This is a genomic window from Buttiauxella sp. 3AFRM03 (assembly GCF_003675305.1).
GTDB lineage: Bacteria > Pseudomonadota > Gammaproteobacteria > Enterobacterales > Enterobacteriaceae > Buttiauxella > Buttiauxella ferragutiae.
In genome coordinates, this window is the sequence record NZ_CP033076.1 from 3,039,460 (window position 1) to 3,064,219 (window position 24,760).

The 24,760-nt window shown below is 48.2% G+C and carries 22 protein-coding genes; 12 read left to right on the top strand and 10 right to left on the bottom strand.

What is annotated here, in order from left to right:
• Positions 1-7: 7 nt before the first annotated feature.
• A complete protein-coding gene (gene gyrB / locus D8682_RS15675) occupies positions 8-2,422 on the top strand; it encodes a DNA topoisomerase (ATP-hydrolyzing) subunit B (RefSeq protein ID WP_064542061.1) in 2,415 nt (804 codons plus the stop codon).
• Position 2,423: 1 nt separating this feature from the next.
• Here gyrB and D8682_RS15680 read toward each other — a convergent pair whose 3' ends face one another.
• A complete protein-coding gene (locus tag D8682_RS15680) occupies positions 2,424-3,326 on the bottom strand; it encodes a LysR substrate-binding domain-containing protein (protein WP_121814652.1) in 903 nt (300 codons plus the stop codon).
• 112 nt (positions 3,327-3,438) lie between these two features.
• Between D8682_RS15680 and D8682_RS15685 the strand changes: the two genes are divergently transcribed.
• From D8682_RS15685 to yidA, 3 genes are all read left to right on the top strand, one after another.
• Positions 3,439-4,479 carry an NAD(P)-dependent alcohol dehydrogenase gene (locus D8682_RS15685; RefSeq protein ID WP_121814653.1) on the top strand — a complete coding sequence of 347 codons (1,041 nt, stop codon included), beginning with the start codon at positions 3,439-3,441 and terminating at the stop codon, positions 4,477-4,479.
• Between the two features lie 44 nt (positions 4,480-4,523).
• On the top strand, positions 4,524-4,913 hold the full coding sequence (locus D8682_RS15690) for a YidB family protein (RefSeq protein ID WP_121814654.1): 390 nt from the start codon (positions 4,524-4,526) through the stop codon (positions 4,911-4,913).
• 148 nt (positions 4,914-5,061) lie between these two features.
• Positions 5,062-5,880 (top strand): sugar-phosphatase, encoded by an 819-nt coding sequence (yidA, locus tag D8682_RS15695; protein ID WP_121814655.1) that lies wholly within the window; start codon positions 5,062-5,064, stop codon positions 5,878-5,880.
• A gap of 81 nt (positions 5,881-5,961) precedes the next feature.
• Here yidA and D8682_RS15700 read toward each other — a convergent pair whose 3' ends face one another.
• Positions 5,962-7,053 carry an FAD-binding protein gene (locus D8682_RS15700; RefSeq protein ID WP_121814656.1) on the bottom strand — a complete coding sequence of 364 codons (1,092 nt, stop codon included), beginning with the start codon at positions 7,051-7,053 and terminating at the stop codon, positions 5,962-5,964.
• A 109-nt stretch (positions 7,054-7,162) separates the two neighbouring features.
• Here D8682_RS15700 and D8682_RS15705 point away from each other — a divergent pair, with 109 nt between their 5' ends.
• On the top strand, positions 7,163-8,428 hold the full coding sequence (locus D8682_RS15705; RefSeq protein ID WP_121814657.1) for a DUF3748 domain-containing protein: 1,266 nt from the start codon (positions 7,163-7,165) through the stop codon (positions 8,426-8,428).
• On the opposite strand, the gene D8682_RS15710 is transcribed toward D8682_RS15705, so the two are convergent.
• Complete coding sequence (locus D8682_RS15710; protein WP_121814658.1) at positions 8,429-8,749, bottom strand: YceK/YidQ family lipoprotein; 321 nt, start codon at positions 8,747-8,749, stop codon at positions 8,429-8,431.
• 310 nt (positions 8,750-9,059) lie between these two features.
• Here D8682_RS15710 and ibpA point away from each other — a divergent pair, with 310 nt between their 5' ends.
• The 3 genes from ibpA (at position 9,060) to D8682_RS15725 (ending at position 11,789) form a co-directional block, all read left to right on the top strand.
• Positions 9,060-9,473 (top strand): small heat shock chaperone IbpA, encoded by a 414-nt coding sequence (gene ibpA, locus D8682_RS15715; protein WP_064542084.1) that lies wholly within the window; start codon positions 9,060-9,062, stop codon positions 9,471-9,473.
• A 107-nt stretch (positions 9,474-9,580) separates the two neighbouring features.
• Positions 9,581-10,009 (top strand): small heat shock chaperone IbpB, encoded by a 429-nt coding sequence (gene ibpB / locus D8682_RS15720; protein WP_064542087.1) that lies wholly within the window; start codon positions 9,581-9,583, stop codon positions 10,007-10,009.
• 124 nt (positions 10,010-10,133) lie between these two features.
• A complete protein-coding gene (locus D8682_RS15725; protein WP_064542090.1) occupies positions 10,134-11,789 on the top strand; it encodes a putative transporter in 1,656 nt (551 codons plus the stop codon).
• Between the two features lie 7 nt (positions 11,790-11,796).
• Here D8682_RS15725 and D8682_RS15730 read toward each other — a convergent pair whose 3' ends face one another.
• Positions 11,797-12,510 (bottom strand): GntR family transcriptional regulator, encoded by a 714-nt coding sequence (locus tag D8682_RS15730; RefSeq protein ID WP_121814659.1) that lies wholly within the window; start codon positions 12,508-12,510, stop codon positions 11,797-11,799.
• A gap of 295 nt (positions 12,511-12,805) precedes the next feature.
• Between D8682_RS15730 and D8682_RS15735 the strand changes: the two genes are divergently transcribed.
• Positions 12,806-14,428, top strand: coding sequence for an alpha-glucoside-specific PTS transporter subunit IIBC (locus tag D8682_RS15735; RefSeq protein WP_121814660.1), 1,623 nt, complete (start codon positions 12,806-12,808; stop codon positions 14,426-14,428).
• Positions 14,425-15,747, top strand: coding sequence for a 6-phospho-alpha-glucosidase (locus D8682_RS15740; protein ID WP_121814661.1), 1,323 nt, complete (start codon positions 14,425-14,427; stop codon positions 15,745-15,747). Before D8682_RS15735 ends, D8682_RS15740 begins: the two co-directional genes overlap by 4 nt.
• Positions 15,748-15,879: 132 nt before the next feature.
• Here the strand turns inward: D8682_RS15740 and D8682_RS15745 are convergent, their stop codons facing one another.
• The 6 genes from D8682_RS15745 to dsdX all read right to left on the bottom strand — a co-directional run bounded on the left by D8682_RS15745 (position 15,880) and on the right by dsdX (position 22,725).
• Entirely contained in the window at positions 15,880-16,539 is a 660-nt protein-coding gene (locus D8682_RS15745; RefSeq protein ID WP_121815715.1) for an alanyl-tRNA editing protein, read from the bottom strand.
• Positions 16,540-16,552: 13 nt separating this feature from the next.
• On the bottom strand, positions 16,553-17,488 hold the full coding sequence (locus D8682_RS15750; RefSeq protein WP_121814662.1) for a lysine exporter LysO family protein: 936 nt from the start codon (positions 17,486-17,488) through the stop codon (positions 16,553-16,555).
• Between the two features lie 3 nt (positions 17,489-17,491).
• Complete coding sequence (lysA, locus tag D8682_RS15755) at positions 17,492-18,688, bottom strand: diaminopimelate decarboxylase (protein WP_162303020.1); 1,197 nt, start codon at positions 18,686-18,688, stop codon at positions 17,492-17,494.
• Entirely contained in the window at positions 18,675-19,643 is a 969-nt protein-coding gene (locus D8682_RS15760) for a PLP-dependent cysteine synthase family protein (protein ID WP_121814664.1), read from the bottom strand. The genes lysA and D8682_RS15760 overlap by 14 nt, the downstream gene beginning before the upstream one ends.
• A gap of 382 nt (positions 19,644-20,025) precedes the next feature.
• Complete coding sequence (gene dsdA, locus D8682_RS15765) at positions 20,026-21,369, bottom strand: D-serine ammonia-lyase (RefSeq protein WP_121814665.1); 1,344 nt, start codon at positions 21,367-21,369, stop codon at positions 20,026-20,028.
• An 18-nt stretch (positions 21,370-21,387) separates the two neighbouring features.
• Positions 21,388-22,725: a D-serine transporter DsdX gene (gene dsdX, locus D8682_RS15770; protein ID WP_064542110.1), complete on the bottom strand. Its 1,338-nt coding sequence runs from the start codon at positions 22,723-22,725 to the stop codon at positions 21,388-21,390.
• 226 nt (positions 22,726-22,951) lie between these two features.
• On the opposite strand from dsdX, the gene dsdC reads away from it, so the two are divergent.
• The gene (gene dsdC, locus D8682_RS15775) at positions 22,952-23,869 is read left to right on the top strand and encodes a DNA-binding transcriptional regulator DsdC (protein WP_121814666.1); all 918 of its coding nucleotides are present in this window, start codon (positions 22,952-22,954) and stop codon (positions 23,867-23,869) included.
• A 120-nt stretch (positions 23,870-23,989) separates the two neighbouring features.
• On the top strand, positions 23,990-24,727 hold the full coding sequence (locus D8682_RS15780; protein WP_370090875.1) for a basic amino acid ABC transporter substrate-binding protein: 738 nt from the start codon (positions 23,990-23,992) through the stop codon (positions 24,725-24,727).
• The last annotated feature ends 33 nt before the right edge of the window (positions 24,728-24,760 follow it).

A 24,760-nucleotide genomic window follows, 5' to 3' on the forward strand; every position in this document is an offset into this window, starting at 1 on the left:
AACGTTGATGTCGAATTCTTATGACTCCTCCAGTATCAAAGTCCTTAAAGGGCTGGATGCGGTACGTAAGCGCCCGGGAATGTATATCGGCGATACGGACGACGGCACCGGTCTGCACCACATGGTATTTGAGGTCGTAGATAACGCTATCGACGAAGCACTTGCCGGTCACTGTAAAGACATCGTTGTCACCATTCATGCTGATAACTCTGTCTCCGTCACCGATGATGGCCGTGGTATTCCTACCGGTATTCACCCGGAAGAAGGCGTATCTGCTGCCGAAGTTATCATGACCGTGCTGCACGCTGGCGGTAAGTTCGATGACAACTCCTATAAAGTTTCTGGCGGTCTGCACGGCGTAGGTGTTTCTGTTGTTAACGCCCTGTCCCAGAAACTGGAACTGCTGATTCGCCGCGAAGGCAAAGTACACCAGCAAACTTACGTTCACGGCGTGCCACAGGCACCGCTGGCGGCGACGGGTGATACCGATGCCACCGGTACGCAAGTCCGTTTCTGGCCAAGCCATGAAACCTTCACCAACGTGATTGAGTTTGAATACGACATTCTGGCCAAACGCCTGCGTGAACTGTCATTCCTGAACTCCGGTGTTTCTATCCGCCTGATTGATAAGCGTGATGGCCGCCAGGACCACTTCCACTACGAAGGTGGTATCCGCGCATTCGTTGAGTACCTCAACAAAAACAAAACCCCAATTCACCCAACCGTGTTCTATTTCAGCACTGAAAAAGACGGTATTGGCGTAGAAGTGGCGTTGCAGTGGAACGATGGTTTCCAGGAAAACATCTACTGCTTTACCAACAACATCCCGCAGCGCGATGGTGGTACTCACCTGGCAGGTTTCCGCTCGGCGATGACACGTACGCTGAATGCGTATATGGAAAAAGAAGGCTACAGCAAAAAAGCGAAAGTGAGCGCCACCGGTGACGATGCCCGTGAAGGCCTGATTGCTGTTGTCTCCGTAAAAGTTCCGGACCCTAAATTCTCTTCTCAGACCAAAGACAAACTGGTTTCTTCGGAAGTGAAAACCGCGGTTGAGCAGCAGATGAACGAACTGCTGTCTGAATACCTGCTGGAAAACCCGTCTGACGCGAAAATCGTCGTCGGCAAAATTATTGATGCGGCTCGTGCTCGTGAAGCAGCACGTCGTGCACGTGAAATGACTCGTCGTAAAGGCGCGCTGGATTTGGCTGGTTTGCCAGGCAAACTGGCTGATTGCCAGGAACGCGACCCGGCTCACTCCGAACTGTACCTTGTGGAAGGGGACTCTGCGGGCGGCTCTGCAAAACAGGGGCGTAACCGTAAGAACCAGGCGATCCTGCCACTGAAAGGTAAAATTCTGAACGTTGAGAAAGCGCGCTTTGACAAAATGCTCGCCTCTCAAGAAGTCGCAACGCTGATTACGGCGCTGGGCTGCGGCATTGGCCGTGACGAATACAACCCGGACAAACTGCGTTATCACAGCATCATCATCATGACGGATGCGGACGTCGACGGCTCACACATTCGTACCCTGCTGTTGACCTTCTTCTACCGTCAAATGCCTGAAATCGTTGAACGCGGCCATGTGTATATCGCACAGCCACCGCTGTACAAAGTGAAGAAAGGCAAGCAAGAGCAGTACATCAAAGATGATGAAGCGATGGATCAATATCAGATCTCTATCGCACTGGATGGCGCAACACTGCACACCAATGCCAGCGCACCAGCCATCGCCGGTGAAGCTCTGGAAAAACTGGTGTCCGAGTTCAATGCTTGCCAGAAAATGATTGGCCGCATGGAACGCCGTTATCCGCGCAACCTGCTGAATAACCTGGTTTATCATGCAACGCTTGCCGATGCCGACCTGACTGACGAAAGCAAAGTGAACGACTGGGTTTCTAAGCTGGTCATCGCGCTGAACGAAAACGAGCAACACGGCAGCACCTGGAATTCTATCGTGCGTCACAACCGCGAGCTGAATATCTTTGAGCCAGTGATTCGTGTGCGTACTCACGGTGTGGATACCGACTACCCGCTGGAGCAAGAATTCATAGTTGGTGGCGAGTACCGTCGTATTTGCACACTGGGCGAGAAACTGCGCGGCTTAATCGAAGAAGATGCGTTTATCGAACGTGGCGAACGCCGTCAGCCAGTTGCCAGCTTTGAGCAGGCGCTGGAATGGCTGGTGAAAGAGTCCCGTCGTGGCTTGTCTATTCAGCGCTACAAAGGTTTGGGCGAAATGAACCCGGATCAGCTGTGGGAAACCACAATGGATCCGCAAAGCCGTCGTATGCTGCGTGTCACCGTAAAAGACGCGATTGCTGCCGATCAGCTGTTCACCACCCTGATGGGTGACGCGGTTGAACCACGTCGCGCATTTATCGAAGAAAACGCCCTGAAAGCGGCGAACATCGATATCTAAGTTAGTTAATGCTGGTGGGCAATCTGCTCACCAGCATATCTACTGCCAGCCGTACTTTTAGCGGTAGATGAGATGTCTGGAGCCACACCGCATGGCTTTCATAAACGTTGTCCAGGTCTTCGCGCAGTATCCTCACCAGTTTCCCATTCTGTAACTCTTCCTCAATCAGCCAGCAAGGCAGCAGCGCAATACCCAATCCAGCAATCGCCGCATCCGCAATCGCTTCTAAATCATCCATCAGAACACGTGCTTTGGGGATAAACTCGCTTTTCTTGCCGCCATCGGCATTGATAACCCAGCGATGTGGCACGCCAGCGTTAATGTAATTGAACACTTCATAATGCGATAAATCGTCAATGGTTTGCGGCTCACCGTGTTGCAGCAAATAGCGAGGCGACGCGCAGATCATCATGCGATGCTCACCGATCTTCCGCGCGACCAGGCCGCTGCTATCAGGTAATTTTCCGTTGCGAATCGCCAGATCTAATCCATCTTCAACCAGGTCAGAAACCTTGTCGCTAAACAGCAAATCCATACTCAGGTTGGGATGCTGGCTGGCAAATTCTGCGAGCAGTGGCGCAATACACATACGCCCATACAGCACTGGCATTGAAACCCGTAACCGCCCGCTGACACTCTGTTTTCCATTTTCGAGTAGTGTTTCAGCGGTATTAATTTCTGCCAGCGCTCGTAAACAATGCTCATAGAAAAGTGCGCCGTCATCGGTCAGCGTTACGCTTCGCGTGGTGCGCTGAAAAAGCCGCACACCGAGTCTTTGTTCTAGTTGAGAAACTGTTTTACCGACCGCCGAACGTGAAAGATGCAGGCGCTGCGCCGCCAGTGCAAAACTCCCCGCCTCAACTGCCGTAACAAAAACAGAAATCCCCTTCAGTTGTTCACTCATCATTTGTATCCATTCAGGAACCAATACCGAGAAAATCTATCGCCACTGGTGATTGTAGGCCAACGATATACTTTGAGTGGTGATGAATGAAGCCAAATTCCTGGAGAAAATAATGAGCCAAACGCTCAGCAAAACCATGCAGCGCTGGACCATGAGCGCCGTTGGGCGTGACAACCTGACACTTTCTACAGCAGCGATTCCTGAGCCTGGACCTGGCGAGGTTTTGGTTCGGGTTAACGCTATTTCGCTCAATTACCGCGACAAAATTGTCATTGATGGCACGATGCCGCTGGCGCTTCCTTTCCCATTTACCCCGGCGTCAGACATGGCGGGCGTGGTGGAAAGCCTCGGTGAAGGCGTGACTCGTTTTCAGCCTGGTGCGCGCGTTATCTCAACGTTTTCGCCCGACTGGATTGACGGAAAACCCAACGGCACCGCACGCACTCCGCCTTATCGCACGCTCGGCGGGGTTTATCAGGGCATGCTCGCGGAATATGTAGTCATCAACGAAAACTGGCTGGTGGCATCACCGACAAGTCTTGATGATATTCAGGCCAGTACGCTACCTTGCGCCGGGCTTACCGCCTGGTTTGCTCTGGTGGAGCGTGGCAGTTTGCACGCCGGGCAATCGGTGCTGGTGCAGGGAACGGGCGGCGTTTCGATGTTTGCGCTGCAAATCGCCAAAACCCACGGCGCCAAAGTATTTGTTACTTCGAGTAGCGACGAAAAACTGGCTCGCGCCAAAGCGTTAGGTGCCGATTACGGCATTAACCGTTTGCAAAGTGATTGGGTCGATACCGTCTACGAACTCACTGATGAGTATGGAATCGACCATATTATTGAAACTGTTGGCGGCACGAATCTGGCTAATTCCCTGCGCGCAGTCGCGGTGCATGGGCGTATTTCAGTGATTGGCGTGCTTGATGGCTATGAGATCTCTGGCCCTGCAGGCGAACTGTTATTGAAATCCCCGACCATTCAGGGCATTGGCGTCGGGCATCGCCGTGCGCTAGAAGATTTTATTCGTGCCATTGACGCAAACCGCATCAAACCGGTCATCGAAACCTGTTATCGCTTTGAAGAATTGCCGCAAGCGCTGGCACATCTCGACCGCGGCGCATTCGGCAAAATCGTCTTAACCCCGCGTGATTGACTACACTTCTATTGCACACTTCGTGCATGCAGGAGGACAAGGTCATGGGCTTTTTCGATCAAGTTACTGGCATGATGAGGGGTGGCGATGCAGATAAATTCAAAGTCATCCTTACGTGGATTAATGAACAGGGCGGCATTCAGGCTATTCTTGAACAGTTTCGGGAAAAGGGTTTTTCTGATGTCGTCACTTCATGGTTAAGCGGCGCGCATAATCAAAGCGTTAGCCCTGAGCAAATACAAGAGGTGCTGGGTCTGCCCGCAATTAGCGGACTAGCCGAGAAACTCGGGATTGACGTGGGAAGCGCGTCACAACTGCTGGCAGAGCAGTTCCCGAAAATAGTCGATACGCTTTCACCAGCGGGTGAAGTCGCTCACGATGAAGATTTGCTCACCAAAGGCTTCCACATGTTGAAGGATAAATTCTTCAGCTAGTTGAAAAACGCCACTCACGCTTTTTATTTGCGGTTCTGGGTGGCGTTTTCTTATGTTTAAAACGGACCTTTTTCTCGCGAAACGTAGCGCTATTTTTGCGAGCTTAATCGCGTTAGCATGAGATAAACTCATTACCTCAGAAAATCCTATGCCTATAAAACTCATTGCTATTGATATGGACGGCACATTGTTGCTGCCAGACCACACCATTTCTCCAGCCGTTAAAGCCGCTATCGCCAGTGCGCGCGAACGTGGTGTTAACGTTGTTTTGTGTACCGGACGCCCTTTTGCAGGTGTTGAGAGCTATCTCAAAGAACTGCATATGGATAAGCCGAACGATTACTGCATCACCTACAACGGCGCTCTGGTTCAGAAAGCAAGCGACGGCAGCACCGTGGCGCAAACGGCGCTGAACTACGACGATTACCGTTATTTGGAACAGCTTTCTCGTGATGTCGGTTCCCACTTCCACGCGCTGGACCGGTACACGCTGTACACCGCCAACCGCGACATCAGCTACTACACCGTTCATGAATCCTTTATCGCTAATATCCCACTGGTGTTCAGCGAGCCAGAAAATATGGATAAAAACGGCGCCTATCTGAAAGTGATGATGATCGATGAGCCAGCCATTCTCGACAAAGCGATCGCTAAAATTCCAGCCGAGGTCCACGAGCGCTATACGCTACTGAAAAGCTCGCCATACTTCCTCGAAATCCTCGATAAGCGTGTCAACAAAGGTACTGGCGTGAAAGCGCTGGCTGAAACACTCGGTATCAAACAAGAAGAAGTGATGACGCTGGGCGACCAGGAGAATGACATTGCGATGCTGGAATATGCCGGGATGGGGGTTGCGATGGAAAATGCTATCGATAAGGTGAAAGAAGTCAGTAACTTCGTCACTAAATCTAACCTTGAAGATGGCGTTGCATACGCGATTGAGAAGTTTGTATTGAACGTCCAGTAATCTCTTAGCCCCGGTAGCCAACTGATACTTATCATTTTTGTAGGTCGGATTAGCGCAGCGACATCCGACATTACCGGACCATTACTGCTCTGCCGGCCTGCATACCGCAGTGATGCGATTCTGCGGGATATGTGCGACATTACTCTGCATCAGTAATTTGCTTAACCCCGGAGCCGTTAAGCATCGGCTTTTGATAATTTTGCTGTAGAGTTTAATGCGTAGTTTCCGTGTTGCGCGCCAGTACGCATCGTTGGGATTGACCGTTGTTTTCATCAGCACTGAATTAAGGATCTCGGCACTGTGCAGCGCATAGCTAATACCTTCCAGCGAACTTGCGCTGATAAAGCCTGCCGCCTCGCCAATCAAAAACGCATTTTTTTTCCCGCAAATAAAATCCGCCCATCGCGAAGGAAAGAGTACGGTGCATTTTTCACTTTTTACCTTTTCTCCGAATCGGAAATGGAATGCTGCCATCTTTTCTTTCAGTTTTTCAAAGCATTGCTGTCCATCTTTCATTGGATATGCGCCACCAAAGATAAAATAGCCGTCTTTACTGATACTCCAGGAATAACAATCCGTTACGTCATTATCAAAAATACATGAGTAAAACGGCGCGGGGTGCTGTTCTACAAACCACTGCTGAATGGCGACGTATTTGCGAATCTGATGATCAGGATACAGGTGACGACGAACCAGAGAATTAGCCCCGTCGGCACCGACCAGATAATCAGCGGTAACCTGCTGTTTTTGGCCATCGCTGTGAAAAATCACCTGCCATTTGCCTTCTTCACGCCAGATTTTCTGGCACAGACTGTCATGGTGAACCACGACGTCATCAGGAATAAGCGATTTCATCCATAAATCAAATGCGTGGCGATTGATGTTGATATAGCTACGCTGGTAGTTACGAGTGAGTGATGTCTCCACATCTACCGTCTTGACGCTAAAAATTTGTGGGTTGGCGATAACCTCGACTGGCAGGGTTATACCGTCACGAATAAACGAACGTTGGGCATCCGGAGCCAGAAGTCCACCGCAGGGTTTGGTGAATCCATCAGTGCCGTGCTGGCGTTTTTTATCCAGCGCAATCACACGCTTCGACCCGGCTAATTGCCGTGCCAGCGCCGAGCCTGCTGGCCCTAACCCGATAATTGCTACGTCGAAATGTTCCATTGTCTTTGCCTCAGGGAGAGAATAAACGGTACTGTAGAAAACGAATATGAAGTCAGCGTGAAGTTTTGCTGTACTCCTGCTTCCTCGACGTCATCGCCTGGATAACAACATGAAACAACTCACTTTTGCACCTCGTCATCACCAGCTCACCAATACCAACGTCTGGACGCCAGATAGCCAATATTTGGTGTTTGATGTGCGCCCTTCGGGAGCCTCGTTTACCAGTGAAACCATTGAGCGCGTAAATGTCCAAACGGGTGAAGTAGAGGTCGTGTATCGAGCTTCACAAGGTGCGCATGTCGGGGTGGTGACGGTGAATCCGCAACGTCCGGAAGGTTATGTTTTTATTCACGGCCCGGAAAATCCGGACGCAAACTGGCAGTACGATTTTCATCACCGCCGCGGTGTAGTGGTTGAAAATGGTGCTGCAAGCAATCTTGATGCGATGGATATCACTCCGCCGTTTACACCCGGTGCGCTACGGGGCGGCAGCCATGTTCACGTCTGGAGCCCTGACGGCTCGCGCCTGAGCTTCACTTATAACGACCATGTCATGCATGAATATGATGCGGCGAAGGATTTGCGTAACGTCGGCATCGCACTGCCTTTCGGCCCGGTGAAACCCACGAAACAACATCCCCGTGAATATGACGGCAGCCACTATTGCGTGCTGATCAGCCGCACCACACCAACGCCACAGCCTGAAAGCGACGAGATTAACCGGGCTTATGAAGAAGGTTGGGTGGGTCATCATGGCTATCGCAAAGCGGATGGCAGCCAGCAGCGCTGGGCGCTGGCGTTTATCGGCGATACGCTTTCAGAAAGCGGCAACAAGGTGCCCGAACTGTTTATCGTCGATTTACCCGAGAACAAAGAGGCGTACTTCGAGGCTGGCGCTGAGCCTATCGAAGGAACGCCAACCACCTTACCCGCACCGCCTGCGCAAGTGCAGCAACGGCGGCTCACCTTTACTCAGCAGCGCCGTTATCCCGGTTTAGCTACTCAGCCCCGTCATTGGGTGCGCAGCAGCCCGGATGGCAGTTTGCTGGCGTTTTTGATGCGTGACGATTCGGGTGTGGTGCAAATGTATGTGCTCTCGCCAAATGGCGGTGAACCACGCCAGGTTACGCAGGGAAAAGACGATATACAGTCGGCGTTTAACTGGCATCCGGCTGGGAAAATAGTGGGTTTTGTGCAGAACAATCAGATTGTTTTGTGTGATGTAAGCACTGGAGCAATCACGGCGCTGACGCAGGCAGGCTGCGATGCACCATCGGCGGATGCCGTCGTGTTTTCGCCAGAGGGAAAACACATTGCCTGGATGCAGAACGTTGCTGGATTCCGTCAGTTATTTATGACGGAAACAGGCGTGTAATTACTGAACGGGCGGGATCACCGAATTGGTGGCCAAATTCTGATCTTCGCTCTCTTCTACCTTTGATTTCAGCGATTTGTCGGTACGGTACATATCCCACGGTATCAGCACCGTATCCGCCACCGCCGTAAACGGCATATCGAGTGCGACAAAAGGTTTGTAGCCCCAACTGGTGTTGCTGTCGGTCAGCATTGCGTAACTTGCTCGTGTCCCGGAATAAGTCCCTTCTTGCCCACCGGTGTGGGTCATAACACTTGAGCATCCACTGGCGGTAAGTATCCCGCTGCCCAGAATTATTGCCTGAATATTAGTTTTCATCATCACTGTTAAATTTTCGTCTTCCAGGGGCCTGGCTGCACTGGGTTATATCATCCAGGCTGAGAATAAAAATAATGTGTTTGCCACTCTGCGGCAGCTATCGCAGATTAATCCTGTTTACTCCACACACAGTCTATGTATAGACACCGGAAGGCGCAAAAAATTTCCCAATGCACCCTTGAAAAGCGTGAAACAGGACCGATTTAATTAACGTAGCCAGTTAAGAGTACGCCGTAAGGGTACTCAGTAACCTAAGCCTGTCCATGATGGAAGGCAATATTAGAGTCTCGCTGATAATCAGGAGTGTTAATTTATGCGTAATTTCGATTTATCCCCGCTTTATCGTTCTGCTATTGGTTTTGACCGTCTGTTTAATCTGCTGGAAAACAACCAAAGCCAGAGCAACGGCGGCTATCCTCCATACAATGTTGAATTAGTTGACGAAAACAACTATCGCATTGCCATTGCTGTTGCCGGTTTTGCAGAAAGCGAACTGGATATAACTGCCCAGGATAACCTGCTCGTTGTAAAAGGCGCGCATACAGATGCACAACCAGAGCGCACTTATCTCTATCAGGGGATTGCTGAGCGCAACTTCGAACGTAAATTCCAGTTAGCTGAAAACATCCACATCCGTGGTGCTAACCTGGTAAATGGCCTGCTGTATATCGACCTGGAACGTGTGATTCCGGAAGCGATGAAACCGCGCCGTATCGAAATCAATTAATTTCGCGGGTCGCCGTATTGTGCGGCCCAACTCAAAAGTTGTACCCAAACTTAGGCTTGCCGTCAGGGAGCCGAAGATTTAACTCGCTTCAAAGAAGGAGAATACTCATGCGTAACTACGATTTATCACCTCTGCTGCGTCAATGGATCGGTTTTGACAAACTGGCTAATGCCTTACAAACCAGCAGCGAAGGGCAGACATTCCCGCCTTACAACATTGAGAAAGGCGATGATAACCACTATCGGATAACCCTGGCATTAGCCGGTTTCCGCCAGGAAGATCTTGAGATTGAACTGGAAGGCACGCGTCTGAATGTCAAAGGGACGCCAGTCAAACCAGAGAAAGAAACGACCTGGCTGCATCAAGGGTTGGTGACTCAGCCATTTAGCCTGAGCTTCACCCTTGCGGAATACATGAAAGTATCCGGTGCGACATTTACCAACGGTCTGTTGCACATCGATCTGGTACGTGAAATTCCTGAAGAGGTTGCACCGAAACGCATCGCTATCAGTGAGCGCCCGGCGTTAAATAGCTAATCGCATCAACTGCGTTCAAGGCCCCATTTTATGGGGCCTTTTTTGTGCTCTGCACCCCAGTAACGCCGCTGTCTCTCTGCCAGAATCCCTGATAACAACGATGTTATTCACAGGGAATTCTTCGATGAGTGGAATAGCGTTAACAGTCAGTATGTTGGCATTGGTCGCCGTCATCGGCTTGTGGATTGGTAACATCAAAATTCGCGGGATCGGATTTGGCATCGGCGGTGTGCTATTCGGCGGGATTATTGTCGGCCACTTTGTTAATAAGGTCGGGATAGACCTGAATAGTGACATGCTCCATATTATCCAGGAGTTTGGCCTGATCCTGTTCGTCTACACCATTGGGATTCAAGTCGGGCCGGGGTTCTTCTCTTCTTTGCGCGTGTCGGGCTTGCGGCTCAATCTCTTCGCGCTGCTTATTGTGGTGATCGGCGGGCTGGTAACTGCGCTCATCTACAAAATCTTCGATGTTCCGCTGCCCGTGGTGTTAGGTATTTTCTCGGGTGCCGTGACCAATACCCCTGCACTGGGCGCGGGGCAGCAAATCCTGACCGACCTTGGTACCCCTGCGGAATTGGTTGATAAAATGGGGATGAGTTACGCGATGGCGTATCCGTTCGGCATTTGCGGCATCCTGATGACCATGTGGCTGATTCGAATGATATTTCGCGTCAATGTCGATCAAGAAGCGCAGCACTTTGAAACCAGTACCGGGCAAAGTCATGCTCAACTCCAGACCATGAATATCTGTGTCGCCAACCCCAATCTTAACGGCTTGCCTATTCAGGATGTGCCGGTCCTCAACAGCGACACCATTATTTGTTCGCGCCTGAAACGCGGTGAATTACTGATGGTGCCAGCGCCTGGTACAGTGATTCAAAGCGGAGATTTATTGCACCTGGTTGGGCAGGAAAAGGATCTGCACTCCGCACTGCTGGTTATCGGTACGCAAGTGGACACCTCGCTTTCTACGCACGGGACCGACCTGCGAGTGGAGCGCGTGGTGGTGACCAACGAGAAAGTCCTCGGCAAAAAAATCCGCGATCTGCACCTAAAGCAGAAGTACGACGTGGTGATTTCGCGCCTGAATCGCGCGGGTATCGAGCTGGTTGCTGGCAGCAATGTCAGCCTGCAATTTGGCGATATCCTCAATTTGGTTGGTCGTCCTGAATCAATAGAAGCGGTGGCTGCACAAGTGGGCAACGCGCAGCAAAAACTCCAGCAAGTACAAATGCTGCCGGTGTTTATTGGCATTGGGCTTGGCGTGCTGCTGGGTTCTATCCCGCTATTCATTCCTGGCTTCCCTGTCGCACTGCGCCTGGGTCTCGCGGGCGGGCCACTCATCATGGCGATTATTCTTGGGCGTATTGGCAGTATCGGCACGTTGTATTGGTTTATGCCACCGAGTGCCAACCTCGCGCTGCGCGAGCTGGGAATTGTGTTGTTCCTTGCGGTAGTCGGCTTGAAATCAGGGGGGGATTTCGTCACGACGTTGCTGCATGGCGACGGTGTCAGCTGGATTGGCTATGGCATTCTGATTACCGGCATTCCGTTGCTGGTGACGGCGCTCATCGCCAGATTGCTCGCCAAAATGAATTATCTTACGCTGTGCGGCATGTTGGCCGGTTCGATGACCGACCCGCCTGCGCTGGCTTTCGCTAACGGTTTACATGCCACCAGTGGCGCTGCAGCACTCTCTTACGCCACCGTTTATCCGTTGGTGATGTTCTTGCGCATTATCACACCGCAGCTTCTGGCGGTGCTGTTCTGGATGTGATGCACGATCAGGCGGGTAAATGCACCCGCCGTAAATGGTAATCCACCTGGTATTCGCTGGCGTTACGGAACATCACCGAGTAATTCACATACTCGCCGCTGTCGCTATATGACAGCGATGTGATGCGCAGAATTGGTGTTAGCTCGTCGATATTGAGCAATTTTGCCATCTTCCTGTCTGCCAGAACGGGCGTCAGGCTTTCGTAGTTACCGCATACAATGATGTGGCATTCATCCTCGATATAACTGAATTTTGAACCTTCCAGATGGGCGACGGACAAATTGCGGAACAGTTTCACCGGCATGTAGCTGTCTTCCACCATGAGCGACTTTCCGTCTACGTAGCGCACCCGGCGTGAGTAATAAATCTGTTCATCAATTTTAATACGCAGTTGGCTGGCAATCGCGGGTGGCGCGGGCATCACGTTAAACTCCAGCACTTCGCTGACCACCTCTCTGCCTTGCTCGCGCATGACCTCCACCAGCCCCGTCAGATTCATCGTTTCCTGATGCACATCTTTCTTAACGACATAGGTGCCGCTACCGTGCCGGCGCACTACCAGCCCCCAGTTCACCAACAAATCGATAGCTTTACGAATCGTCATGCGTGATACGCCAAATTCCTCCGCCAGACGAATTTCAGCAGGTAGCGGGCTACCAATGTTGTAATCAGCTGAATTTAGCTGGATGCGTAGCCGATCGGCGATAGATTTGTAGATCACCCATATACCTCTTTTTATTCAGTTGCACATCATAATGTTCAGTTATTTATTCATTCAATCTGCGCTATTTCAAAAGACTACGCAGGGTGTGATTTATTAATACATGAATGAATAATAACGACGTCTAACTTTAAGCCTGAAAGTAGATGACTTTAACCAAAATAAAACAATGAATGCGGTCACAGTTCACCCCGTAATATTATGTTTTTACCGTGATATGTCATTATTGTCTTCGCAGGCTGTAATTAAAGATAAATAAAAACTTACCCTACTGCTTGTTCTGCGAGGATGGAAAATGCTCAGTCAAATACAACGCTTTGGTGGTGCCATGTTTACGCCGGTTTTACTCTTTCCCTTTGCCGGTATTATTGTCGGGATTGCCATTATGCTGCGCAATCCGATGTTTGTGGGCGAAGCATTAACCGACCCCAATCATTTATTTGCACAAATTGTTCATGTTGTTGAGGAGGGGGGCTGGACCGTTTTCCGCAATATGCCGCTGATTTTTGCCGTAGGTTTACCTATTGGTCTGGCAAAGCAGGCTCCGGGGCGCGCCTGCCTTGCGGTGATGGTGAGCTTTCTGACATGGAACTATTTTATTAATGCGATGGGCATGACCTGGGGCAATTATTTTGGCGTCGATTTTTCAGTCGATCCTGTGGCAGGAAGTGGTTTGACATTGATGGCGGGAATAAAAACACTAGATACCAGTATTATTGGTGCTATTGCTATTTCTGGTATCGTGACTGCATTGCATAATCGATATTTTAATAAAACATTACCGGTATTTTTAGGCGTCTTTCAAGGAACGTCATTTGTGGTCATTATCGCTTTCCTGGTCATGATTCCCTGTGCGTGGCTAACATTACTTGGCTGGCCAAAAGTGCAGATGGGTATTGAATCATTACAGGCATTTTTGCGTAGTGCAGGTGCGCTGGGTGTCTGGGTCTATATTTTCCTTGAACGTATTCTTATCCCAACGGGTTTGCACCATTTTGTCTATGGCCCATTTATGTTTGGCCCGGCAGCTGTTGAAGGGGGCATTCAGATTTATTGGGCAAACCATCTGCTGGAATATAGCCAGACAACTGTCCCGCTAAAAACGCTGTTCCCTGAAGGGGGATTTGGGCTGTTTGGTAATTCAAAAATATTCGCCGCACCCGGAATTGCCCTTGCATTGTATTACACCGCCGCACCTGAAAACCGTAAAAAAGTCGCGGGGTTACTGGTCCCTGCGGTGCTCACAGCCATGCTGGTGGGGATAACCGAACCACTGGAATTCACCTTCTTATTCATCTCGCCAGTATTGTTCGTCATTCATGCGCTGCTCGCCGCAACAATGGCTACGGTGATGTACGCCTGCGGAGTGGTGGGGAACATGGGCGGCGGGTTAATTGACACGATGATCCCGCAGGTCTGGATCCCACTGTTCCATAACCACTATTGGATGATTCTGACGCAAATCGGCATTGGCCTTATTTTTACTGCTATCTACTTCTTCGTTTTCCGCACTCTGATTCTGCGCTTCAACTTTAAAACCCCAGGCCGCGAAGAGAGTGAAATCAAACTGTATTCCAAAGACGATTTTAAGGCAGCACGCAACGGCAAAGCGCCTGCACTAACGCCACAAACTGAAACAAGCCAGGCGGCGGGCTATTTGCAGGCACTCGGTGGGACGCAAAATATTGAGAGCGTGAATAACTGTGCCACGCGTCTACGAATTGCTCTTCACGATATGTCGCTCACCCAAAGCGACGACATTTTCAAAGCGTTGGGTGCCCACGGTGTGGTGCGGCGCGGCAACGGTATTCAGGTGATTGTGGGTCTGAATGTCCCGCAAGTCCGTGACCAGATTGAAAGCCTGATGAAAGACACTTCTTCGACCGACCTTAAATCCATGACGGAGGCAGTATCATGAAAAAATTCTCTGTAGTTGTAGCCGGTGGCGGCAGCACATTTACCCCTGGTATCGTCTTGATGCTACTGGCAAACCAGCACCGCTTCCCGCTGCGCGCCCTGAAATTCTATGACAATGACGGCGCACGCCAGGAGACTATCGCTGAAGCCTGCAAAGTCATCCTTAAAGAGCAAGCACCAGAGATTGAGTTCAGTTACACCACTGACCCGAAAGAAGCGTTCTCCGATGTAGACTTTGTGATGGCACACATCCGCGTCGGCAAATACCCGATGCGTGAAAAAGACGAAAAAATCCCACTACGCCACGGCGTGCTGGGCCAGGAAACCTGTGGACCCGGCGGGATTGCCTACGGTATGCGCTCCATCGGCGGTGTGCTGGGGCTGGTTGATTACATGGAAAAATATTCGCCAAACGCATGGATGCTGAACTATTCCAACCCGGCAGCGATTGTGGCCGAAGCCACGCGCCGTCTGCGTCCAAACGCGAAGATTCTCAACATTTGCGATATGCCAATCGGTATTGAAAGCCGCATGGCGCACATCGCTGGCCTGAAAGATCGCAAAGAGATGTGCACACGTTACTACGGGCTGAACCACTTCGGCTGGTGGACGTCGATTGAAGATAAACATGGCAACGATTTAATGCCTAAAATCCGTGAGCATGTCGCGAAATTTGGTTATGTCCCGCCAACAGATGAGCCTGGAACAGAAGCCAGCTGGAACGACACCTTTGTGAAAGCGAGAGATGTCTGCGCGCTGGACCCGGATACCTTGCCGAATACCTATTTGAAATATTATTTGTACCCGGATTACGTGGTTAAGCACTCCAATCCAGCACACACCCGCGCCAATGAAGTGATGGAACACCGTGAAAAACATGTGTTTGGTTCCTGTAATGCCATCATTCAGTCTGGGAAATCATCAGCAGGGGAACTGGAGATTGACGAACATGCCTCGTACATCGTCGATCTGGCGGCGGCCATAGCTTTTAACACCCAGGAACGCATGCTGCTGATTGTGCCAAACAATGGGGCAATCAATAACTTTGACTCGGAAGCGATGGTTGAAATCCCTTGCCTGGTCGGAAAAAGTGGGCCGGAACCGTTGGTAGTCGGCAATATTCCACAGTTCCAGAAAGGGTTGATGAGCCAGCAGGTTGCGGTTGAAAAACTGGTAGTAGAGGCGTGGGAAGAAGGCTCTTACGTGAAGTTGTGGCAGGCGATTACGCTGTCTAAAACGGTGCCAAGTGCTTCGGTGGCCAAAGCGATTTTGGATGATTTGATTGAGGCAAACAAAGAGTACTGGCCTGAGCTGAAATAGGTTTTCATGCACCATAAGCATTTGAGAGAAAGTTAATTTTTGCGCACATCACAATCGGCCTGTATTCCAGGCCGATTGCTTTCCATTTGCCACGAATCAGCATGTGCATTCTGGATAAGCGTATTCAGGATCTCATAGCAGATGTATCTCTATTCTGTTAATCCCCTTCCCCTTATTCTTACGAGAAAGCTTAATGGCGCCTATCTCACGAGTATTTGAGACATGTGTCCCACAGCAGAACATAGTTATGTCTTTGCATGCCCAAATCCTCATCCCCTTGGATACACCAAACGTGATGGTATGTTCTTCAGCCACAAAGTCATTAACCCTTTTTTCAAGCTCCTGTAATGCTTCCTGATCGAGCTTTTCAGAAAGCTGGTAATCCGTACGGTCCTTTTCATGACTCACGAAAGACCCTTCTACAGAAATAAATGTATTGAGTTGAGAGATGAAATATTCGACTAAGTGGCTTGCAGCATGAAGACGCATTGTTTTTAGCCTTCTGTCGAAATCTACCACGCATTCAACTTGTTGCCCCACTTGAAAACCTTCTACATCGATAAAATGTTTGATCAGGGTTTCAAGAGAAAACGGACTCTCATGGTCGCAGTCCATCGCCACATCATTTACAGGTTTATTGTTAATACTCCCCGAATCACACTCCTGATTTCCGGACGTGGGGTAAAATAAAGTTTGATCTAAAATGATGTAATCATCTCCAATCTTGGATACTTTTGCCGTAAACATACTCTCATAAGGATGTTCGTCAAATAGTCGAATTGTCGTATTCATTCTAACTCCTTAATTAAAGCGAGAAGAAAAATGGGATAAGAAAAGGAACAATAATGGTAATTATCCCTCCGGATAGCAGAGCAACAGGGACATAAGAAACGCCGCAATGCTTTTCAATAATCGGAAGCGTTACATCCATTGCTGTAGCACCAGCAACACCTATTGCTATATTTCCATTGCCCACTCTTGATAATGTAGGAATTAGTAGAAGGGCTATAACTTCGCGGGAAAGATCACAAATAAAAGCAACTGATCCCAGTAATGGATCACCCATTTTTGTGAAGAGTATTCCAGATAAAGTATACCAACCAAAGCCAGAACTCACTGCAAGACTTTGAGTGAGTGAAAGAGGTATAAAGAGTGAAATAACAGCTGCGCCAAAATAGGAAGCCAAAACAGTGCAGAGTGTCATGGCAATATTTCTCCTATTAAAGAAAATAGTTTTTAGCTCTAAACCAGAATGTGATAGCTTAATAGCAATTATAAATATTAAGAGATAAAGTAGAGTGGAAATAATAATGTCATAATTGAGGTAAGGCGTAACATTATAAACACTGACTGCAAACCCAATCAATACTAATGCGCCTAATTGCAAAGGGTCCTTTACATAATCTATCATATCAAAAGATGTCTTTTGAGCAGTGCTCCGATCTATTTCGTCTTCATAATTGCTTCGGGTTTTTATATGAAATACAGCTAAGACAATCGCGATGGACAATGATGAACCCACCGCAATGCTGATAGCATTCAAACCGACCAGACTCAGTTTTTGAAAAATTCCAGGTATCAGCCCTATAGTAACACCCATCAGTATCAATAAGCAGTAGAGGCAGACATTTGATGTCCGCTCTACGACATTCATATTCAAACCACGATAAAATCTTCTTAAATTGAAACCAAGAACAAATGCAATAAAAATAGGTAAAAGGTTAGCTAATGCAATATTCATTTATTAATCCAATTCGCATGTAGATAAAATGTCGTCAAAATTTTCAGCTCTGCGTATTATCTTTATGGCGCCATCTTCCTTGAGTAGGTATTCAGCAGGCTTGGTTCGAAGGTTAAAATTAGAGCTCATTGAGTATCCATAAGCCCCAACATCCTTAATACAAATAAAATCGCCCACTGTAGTTTTTGCTAAAGGTCGCTGCCGCGCGAATACGTCTCCTGATTGGCAAAGATAGCCAGTTATATCATATATCTCTGTTTCTTGATTCTGGCTAGAAAGGTTATAAATATCATGCCAGGCATTATAATAAAAACACCTGGGAAAGTGATTGTAGCCAGTATCTAAACCAACATATTTTTTGGAATAGATATTCTTTACTGAGCAAACCTGGGTAACTAGCGAACCTGCATTGGCAATAACATATCGGCCAGGTTCAATAATAAAATTAACATTCTCATTTATAGCATATTCATTACGCATTATATTTAATAATGAATGTATAGTTGCAAGGTCATATTCATTATCATTTATATAATCGTATCCGAAACCACCACCAAAGTTAATAAACCTTAAGTCATTAAATGAACTAGATAATTCTATTAGAACCATGGCGTTCTCAATATATTTATCTGTTAATAACTCCCCAGATCCGGTATGTGAATGAATTCCTTCTATAGTAATGTTTGCCGCGGAACATAATGAAATCACCATCTGAATATCGGATGCAGAAATTCCGAACTTAGATGATTCGCCATTAGTAATCACCTTGTCTGAATGGCCTGCACCAATACCTGAGTTAATACGCAAACTAATAGTGACACCAGGATGATGTATTACGAGGCAGTTGATAACATCTATTGAACCTACTGTAATATGCACATTATTTTCTATGGCGTAATTTAATTCTTTTTTTGTTAAGCAGTCTGAATTGTAAAATATTTTATTGCGATCCACTCCACAGGCCAATGCTAACCTGATTTCTTCAGTAGAGCATGCATCCACACCAAGCCCAAATTCTACGATAGTTTTTATCAAGGTGGGGTTAGCATTAGCTTTCATAGCGTACAAAATCTGATAGCTGTTTTCTTTAAAGCAATTAATTAGCTTTTCTACTCTTTCTTTTATTGTTTTTTCCGAATATATGTAGAAAGGAGTGTCACTATTCTCAACAAGATCTCTGATGTCTTCATATTCTAACATCGCTATCTCCATGGGATTGTAGTTTTGACATATATCTCTCTCCTGCATCGGGGGAAATGCACATTATTTTTTTAGCAGTTCCTGTCTCAGCTAATTTCATAGCTGCGGAAATAATTGCCCCGCTTGATAAGCCAAGATCAAGAGCTTCTGTTTCCCTAATCATCGTACATGCATTGAAAGCTTCATCATCACTGATAGAGAAAACACCATCTACGACACCTTGATTTATTATCCCTGGGATGAAGTTGGAACCAATACCTTCAATCTTCCAGGAAGAGGAAACGTGTTTCTGTTGGCAAAAATAGGATTTATAAATAGAACCAATGGGATCGGCAACAATGAATTTTGCTTTACTTCCTTTCTCCCGGAAGTATTTGCTTAATCCCATTAATGTTCCGCCAGAACCCACACCACAAATAATCGCATCAGCATCTCGACCTCCTTGTAACCAAAGCTCAGGAGCTGTGGCTTTGTAATGGGAAAGAGTATTTGACAAATTATTAAATTGGTCACAAAAATATCTATAACCTGAACTGCAGTAATCCTTGGCTAAATTTAGATAGTTACTTTCTGAATCGGCTGGTAAATCAGCTTGCGCAACAAATACAGTTGCACCATAAAATTTTAATAATGCAAGTTTCTCTTTACTGACTTTGTCATGTGTAAATATAGTAACTTTATATCCCTTTAGTCGTCCGACCCAAGCGATGCCGATCCCTGTGTTCCCTGAAGTTGCTTCCACCAACTCATATCCAGGCTCTATTAGCCCACTTTCTTCGGCATCTGTAATCATCTTCAATGCAACACGGTCTTTAATCGAACCACCTGGGTTGTAAGACTCAAGTTTTATCTTTATATCAGTATAGGGGAACAGCGAAGTCATTATATTGACAACGGGTGTATTTCCAATAAGGTTTAATAAGTTACATGTTTGGTTCCGCTCTGATGTGTGCATACCCAATCCCTTTGGTTTAAAAGTCTAAGTATATAAATACCTAGTTTGAGTAAGGTCAATTAACAATCTTTAAAATAAAAGTTTGTTTGTTATATTATTCTTTTAAAATAAATACTATTTATGTTTAGTTCTGAATGGTTACTAAAATTAAGATGAAGTGGCTGATTTTTGGTGTTTTATCGGGGTAATAAACTTTTTTATATTGAGGTTGGTGTTATTAGAGCATCTTATAATTGATTTAAATGATAAAGTTATTTATATGAATTATAAGTAATGTATATGCATAAAAAATATTTAATTCTCATTATTCGCTTTTATATTAAATATAAAGGGCTAGTTAGCCCTTTATATTTAATTCCTGAATAACCTTTGTGGATTATCTTTAATCTTTCCTGCAATGCTCCGCTTTCGCCAAATACTGCGCCATCTCAGCTTCTGGCACCATACCGCCGCCAGTCGCCCAAACGATATGCGTGGCGTTTTGCAGTTGTTCAGCGCTGAAGCCATGCATTTTATGGTAAGCCGCATTGGCGCTCACGTGCAGTGGGCCTGGCATACCTGCCAGCGCGGAAGGCTCGAGGCGAATGCTCTCTTCCTCTGCCAGCCAGCCGAGCAGCGTATACATGGTCTGGTCTTCAAGAGTATAGAAACCATCGAGCAGCCTTTGCATCGCGCGCCCAACAAACCCGGATGCCCGTCCAACCGCCAGGCCGTCGGCTGCGGTAACATTATCAATGCCCAAATCTTGCACTGAAATCTCATCATGCAGCCCGGTGTAAACACCCAGCAGCATGCAAGGTGAATGAGTTGGCTCAGCAAACAGACAGTGAACGTTGTCGCCAAACGCCATTTTCAGGCCAAATGCCACTCCACCAGGACCACCACCGACGCCACACGGTAGGTATACAAACAACGGATGTTGTTCATCAACAACACGCCCCTGCTGGGCAAACTGGTTTTTCAGACGCTGACCTGCAACCGAATAGCCAAGGAACAAGGTGCGGGAGTTTTCGTCGTCGATAAAGAAACAATTCGGGTCGGATTCGGCGGCTTTACGGCCCTGTTCAACGGCGACACCGTAATCTTGCTCATACTCAACGACTGTAACGCCATGGCTGCGCAGTTTGGCTTTTTTCCAGGCGCGGGCATCGGCAGACATATGCACCGTGACATTAAAACCAATGCGTGCGCTCATGATGCCGATGGATAAACCCAGGTTGCCGGTGGAACCTACAGCAATGCTGTACTGGCTAAAGAAGTCTTTAAATTCAGGTGTCAGCAGCTTGCGATAGTCATCTTCAGTGGTCAGTAAACCGGCTTCGATCGCCAGCTTTTCGGCATGGGTTAGTACTTCATAAATCCCGCCACGCGCTTTAATTGAGCCAGAAATCGGTAAGTGGCTGTCTTTCTTCAGCAGCAATTGGCCGCAGATTTCTTGCTTAAACTCTTTTTCCAGACGCTTTTGCATTGCTGGAATGGCCACCAGCTCTGACTCGATAATACCGTTAGTGGCGGCTGTTTCAGGAAACGCCTGTGCCAGATAAGGTGCGAAACGTGTCAGGCGAGCATGAGCATCTTGCACATCTTCGCTGGTCAAACCGACGTAAGGTAAGCCCTCAGCGAGCGTTGTGGTTTCCGGGTTAAACCAACAGGTTTCTTGCAAATCAATCAGATCGCGAACCAGCGGAAACTCTTGAATCAATGTGTTTATTTCAGCGTTTTTCATAAGACAATCTCTTTGCGCTTAGATGATAAAGGAAAGCAGGAACGTCGCGCCCAGTGCCAGCAGGGAGGCGATAAATGTCGCCGTTGTATAGTATTTAAATGTTTCGTTAAGCGTTGCGCCGCAATATTGCTTCACCAGCCAGAATAATGAGTCGGTGACGATGGTGCAGCCAATTGCGCCGGAACCAATAGCAATGGTAATAATTTCCGGGCTGACGTTGGGATAGAGCGGTAGCATCGGTGCCACAATCGCAGTAGCTCCCATCATCGCCACTGTTGCAGAGCCAACCGCGGCATGCAGAATCAGGGCGACCAGCCATGCCAGCAGAATCGGGTGCATATGCAGGTTGGAGAGCAACACCGCCAGCGAATCCGCCAGACCACTGGTTTTCAGAATGGCGTTAAACGCACCGCCTGCACCGATAATCAGCAAAATGTTGGCGATAGAACCAAAGCCATTTTCTGTATGAGTTAACAACTGGCTCATGCCGATATGCTGGCGTAATCCGAGAACGTAATAGGCCACAAACACCGCAATAAACATGGCTGTGATTGGGTTGCCGATAAACTCCAGCACGGTATACAGCGTCCCGCCTTTCGCCATGTTCAGCTCGGCGAGCGTTTTCACCAACATCAGGCCAATCGGCAGTAAAATTGTAAACAGTGTCGCGCCTAACGAAGGTAACGTTTCTTCTTTACGGACTTTCAGGTCGGAAAATTCGGCTGGCACGGTTTTAAACGGCAGGCGATTTCCCACTATTTTCAGGAACAGCGGCCCACCGACTAACGATGCGGTTAACCCCACCAGCAAACCATACACAATCACCGTACCGACATCAGCGCCTAATTTGTTGGTGACAAACATGGCTGCCGGATGTGGCGGAACCACGCAATGCACCGCCATTAACGCAGTACATAATGGGATGGCGAGTTTCAACAGCGAGGTGTTGGTTTTTTTGGCGATAGAAAACGCCAGTGGGATCAGCAGTACCACACCGACTTCTACGAACAGCGTGATGCCACAGATCAACCCAACCAAAACCATGATCACATCAGCAGACAACCAGCGACAACGCTGCAAAGCCAGGCCAATTCGTTCAGCTCCGCCGGACACTTCCATCATTTTGCCCAGAATCGTGCCAAGGCCGATGACGGCGGCAAGGAAGCCCAGGGTGCTGCCGATACCATTTTCAATGGCATTCACCATGTCCAGTGGGCTCATGCCCATCATGGTGCCGACAAAAAAACTAGCCAACAGCAAAGCAAGGAAAGGGTGAAACTTCAGTTTTACGATGGTAAAGACGATTAAAATTATGCTGCTAAGCAGCGTACCCACAACCCAAATCTGAGATTCCATACCTACCTCACTCTGCGATTTATCTGCGGCTATTGGATAAAAAATGCTCCTTGCTGACAAACGATATTAATGGCACTTCACATGAGCCAGATTGATGCAAAAGAGTGATTCAGGTTGAAAAGTGACGGGTAAATTTGATTTTGGTTCGGTTTTTTGCATCTTAGGACGACGTTTTCGGGGGCATATTTTACAATGCCGCCATGATCTTTTCTCTCTGGAGAGCACCATGGACCCGATTCGCGAAGTCAGAAACCGCTTACTGAATGGCTGGCAGCTATCAAAACTCTACACTTTTGAAGTTGCCGCCAGGCATCAATCCTTCGCGTTGGCGGCAGAAGAGCTTTCGCTAAGCTCAAGTGCTGTCAGTCACCGCATTAATCAGCTTGAGCAGGAGTTGGGGATTCAGCTGTTTGTGCGTTCACACCGTAAAGTAGAGTTAACACATGAAGGAAAAAGAGTTTTCTGGGCGCTGAAATCTTCGCTGGATACGCTCAACCAGGAGATCCTTGATATCAAAAACCAGGAGCTTTCTGGCCTGCTGACGATTTATTCGCGCCCTTCCGTTGCCCAGTGCTGGCTGGTTCCGCGGCTCGGGGATTTTACCCGCCGTTATCCGTCTATTTCCCTGACCATTCTCACCGGCAACGTGAATCTGCAACGCGCAGGAATTGATTTGGCACTCTATTTTGACGACACGCCTTCCTCGCAGTTGACCCATCATTTTCTGATGGATGAAGCTATCGTACCGGTATGTAGCCCGGAGTACGCGCAACGTTTTGAATTAAAAAATAAACCGGCTCACCTGCGCAATTGTACCTTGCTGCATGACCGGCAAGCATGGAGCAACGATTCGGGTACCGACGAATGGCACAGTTGGGCACAGCATTTTTCGGTCACGTTACCTTCTTCTTCTGGCATCGGTTTTGATCGTTCAGATTTAGCGGTAATTGCCGCCGTGAACCAGGTGGGAGTGGCGATGGGGCGCAAAAGACTGGTGCAAAAACGCCTCGATCGCGGTGAGCTCGTTGCCCCATTTGGCGATATGACGTTGAAGTGCCATCAGCATTACTACGCCACCACGCTGCCTGGGCGACAATGGCCGAAAATTGAAGCGTTTATTCAATGGCTTCAATCACAGGTGTAATTTTGTAGTTGCCGCCCTCCGTCAAATTATGTATTTTTATGCAAATTAAATGCATAAATAACTTATCGGGAGCGTCATATGTTAAGGAAGTTCGCAAAGTCAGTTCTTTTCGCCGGGTGCATGGTTTCTACCGTACTTTCTTCTGCTTATGCCGCACAGCAGACTTATGTCATCGGTTCTGGTGGTACTTACCGTCCGTTTGAATTTGAGAACAGCCAGAAGCAACTGGAAGGCTTCGACATCGACATCATTAAAGCCATCGCCAAAGCCGAAGGTTTTGATATCAAACTGGTTAACACGCCGTGGGAAGGCATCTTCGCCACCCTGAATTCTGGCGACCGCGACATCATCATTTCCGGTATCACCATTACCGATAAGCGCAAAGCGATGGTGAGTTTCTCAGCACCTTATTTCCCGGCAGAGCAGTCCATTGTGGTTCCGGGTGATTCCAAAGTGGATTCCGTTAACGCACTGAAAGGTTTGAAAGTGGGCGTGGTGAACTCCAGCGCAGGCGACACCGTGGTTTCTGACACCCTGGGCAAAAACAGCACTGACATCAAACGTTTTGATAACACGCCACTGTTGCTGCAAGAACTGGCTGAAAACGGTATCGACGCCGCTGTTGGCGATGTCGGCGTGGTGAAGTACTACATCAAATCCCATCCGGATAAAGCGCTGAAAGCGGTTAAAGACAACAAATTTGAACGCCAGTATTTCGGCATCGCGGTAGCGAAAGACAATCAGGAACTGCTGGGCAAAATCAACTCAGGCCTGAAGAAAATTGTTGCTGATGGGACTTACGCCAAGATTTACACCACGTGGTTTGATAGCAACGTTCCGACTCTCCCCGCTGAATAATTTCGCATGACTCGGGGCCGTTTCGGCCCCAAC

Bases quoted from the DNA above. Each gene is read 5' to 3' on its own strand.
- ibpB (WP_064542087.1), top strand. From the start codon at position 9,581: ATGCGTAACTACGATTTATCACCTCTGCTGCGTCAATGGATCGGTTTT.
- D8682_RS15740 (WP_121814661.1), top strand. From the start codon at position 14,425: ATGAAAAAATTCTCTGTAGTTGTAGCCGGTGGCGGCAGCACATTTACC.
- gyrB (WP_064542061.1), top strand. From the start codon at position 8: ATGTCGAATTCTTATGACTCCTCCAGTATCAAAGTCCTTAAAGGGCTG.
- D8682_RS15725 (WP_064542090.1), top strand. From the start codon at position 10,134: ATGAGTGGAATAGCGTTAACAGTCAGTATGTTGGCATTGGTCGCCGTC.
- D8682_RS15700 (WP_121814656.1), bottom strand. From the start codon at position 7,053: ATGGAACATTTCGACGTAGCAATTATCGGGTTAGGGCCAGCAGGCTCG.
- D8682_RS15780 (WP_370090875.1), top strand. From the start codon at position 23,990: ATGGTTTCTACCGTACTTTCTTCTGCTTATGCCGCACAGCAGACTTAT.
- dsdX (WP_064542110.1), bottom strand. From the start codon at position 22,725: ATGGAATCTCAGATTTGGGTTGTGGGTACGCTGCTTAGCAGCATAATT.
- D8682_RS15735 (WP_121814660.1), top strand. From the start codon at position 12,806: ATGCTCAGTCAAATACAACGCTTTGGTGGTGCCATGTTTACGCCGGTT.
- D8682_RS15760 (WP_121814664.1), bottom strand. From the start codon at position 19,643: ATGCACACATCAGAGCGGAACCAAACATGTAACTTATTAAACCTTATT.
- D8682_RS15685 (WP_121814653.1), top strand. From the start codon at position 3,439: ATGAGCCAAACGCTCAGCAAAACCATGCAGCGCTGGACCATGAGCGCC.
- dsdC (WP_121814666.1), top strand. From the start codon at position 22,952: ATGGACCCGATTCGCGAAGTCAGAAACCGCTTACTGAATGGCTGGCAG.
- dsdA (WP_121814665.1), bottom strand. From the start codon at position 21,369: ATGAAAAACGCTGAAATAAACACATTGATTCAAGAGTTTCCGCTGGTT.
- D8682_RS15745 (WP_121815715.1), bottom strand. From the start codon at position 16,539: ATGAATACGACAATTCGACTATTTGACGAACATCCTTATGAGAGTATG.
- ibpA (WP_064542084.1), top strand. From the start codon at position 9,060: ATGCGTAATTTCGATTTATCCCCGCTTTATCGTTCTGCTATTGGTTTT.
- yidA (WP_121814655.1), top strand. From the start codon at position 5,062: ATGCCTATAAAACTCATTGCTATTGATATGGACGGCACATTGTTGCTG.
- D8682_RS15750 (WP_121814662.1), bottom strand. From the start codon at position 17,488: ATGAATATTGCATTAGCTAACCTTTTACCTATTTTTATTGCATTTGTT.
- D8682_RS15680 (WP_121814652.1), bottom strand. From the start codon at position 3,326: ATGAGTGAACAACTGAAGGGGATTTCTGTTTTTGTTACGGCAGTTGAG.
- D8682_RS15690 (WP_121814654.1), top strand. From the start codon at position 4,524: ATGGGCTTTTTCGATCAAGTTACTGGCATGATGAGGGGTGGCGATGCA.
- lysA (WP_162303020.1), bottom strand. From the start codon at position 18,688: ATGTTAGAATATGAAGACATCAGAGATCTTGTTGAGAATAGTGACACT.
- D8682_RS15710 (WP_121814658.1), bottom strand. From the start codon at position 8,749: ATGATGAAAACTAATATTCAGGCAATAATTCTGGGCAGCGGGATACTT.
- D8682_RS15705 (WP_121814657.1), top strand. From the start codon at position 7,163: ATGAAACAACTCACTTTTGCACCTCGTCATCACCAGCTCACCAATACC.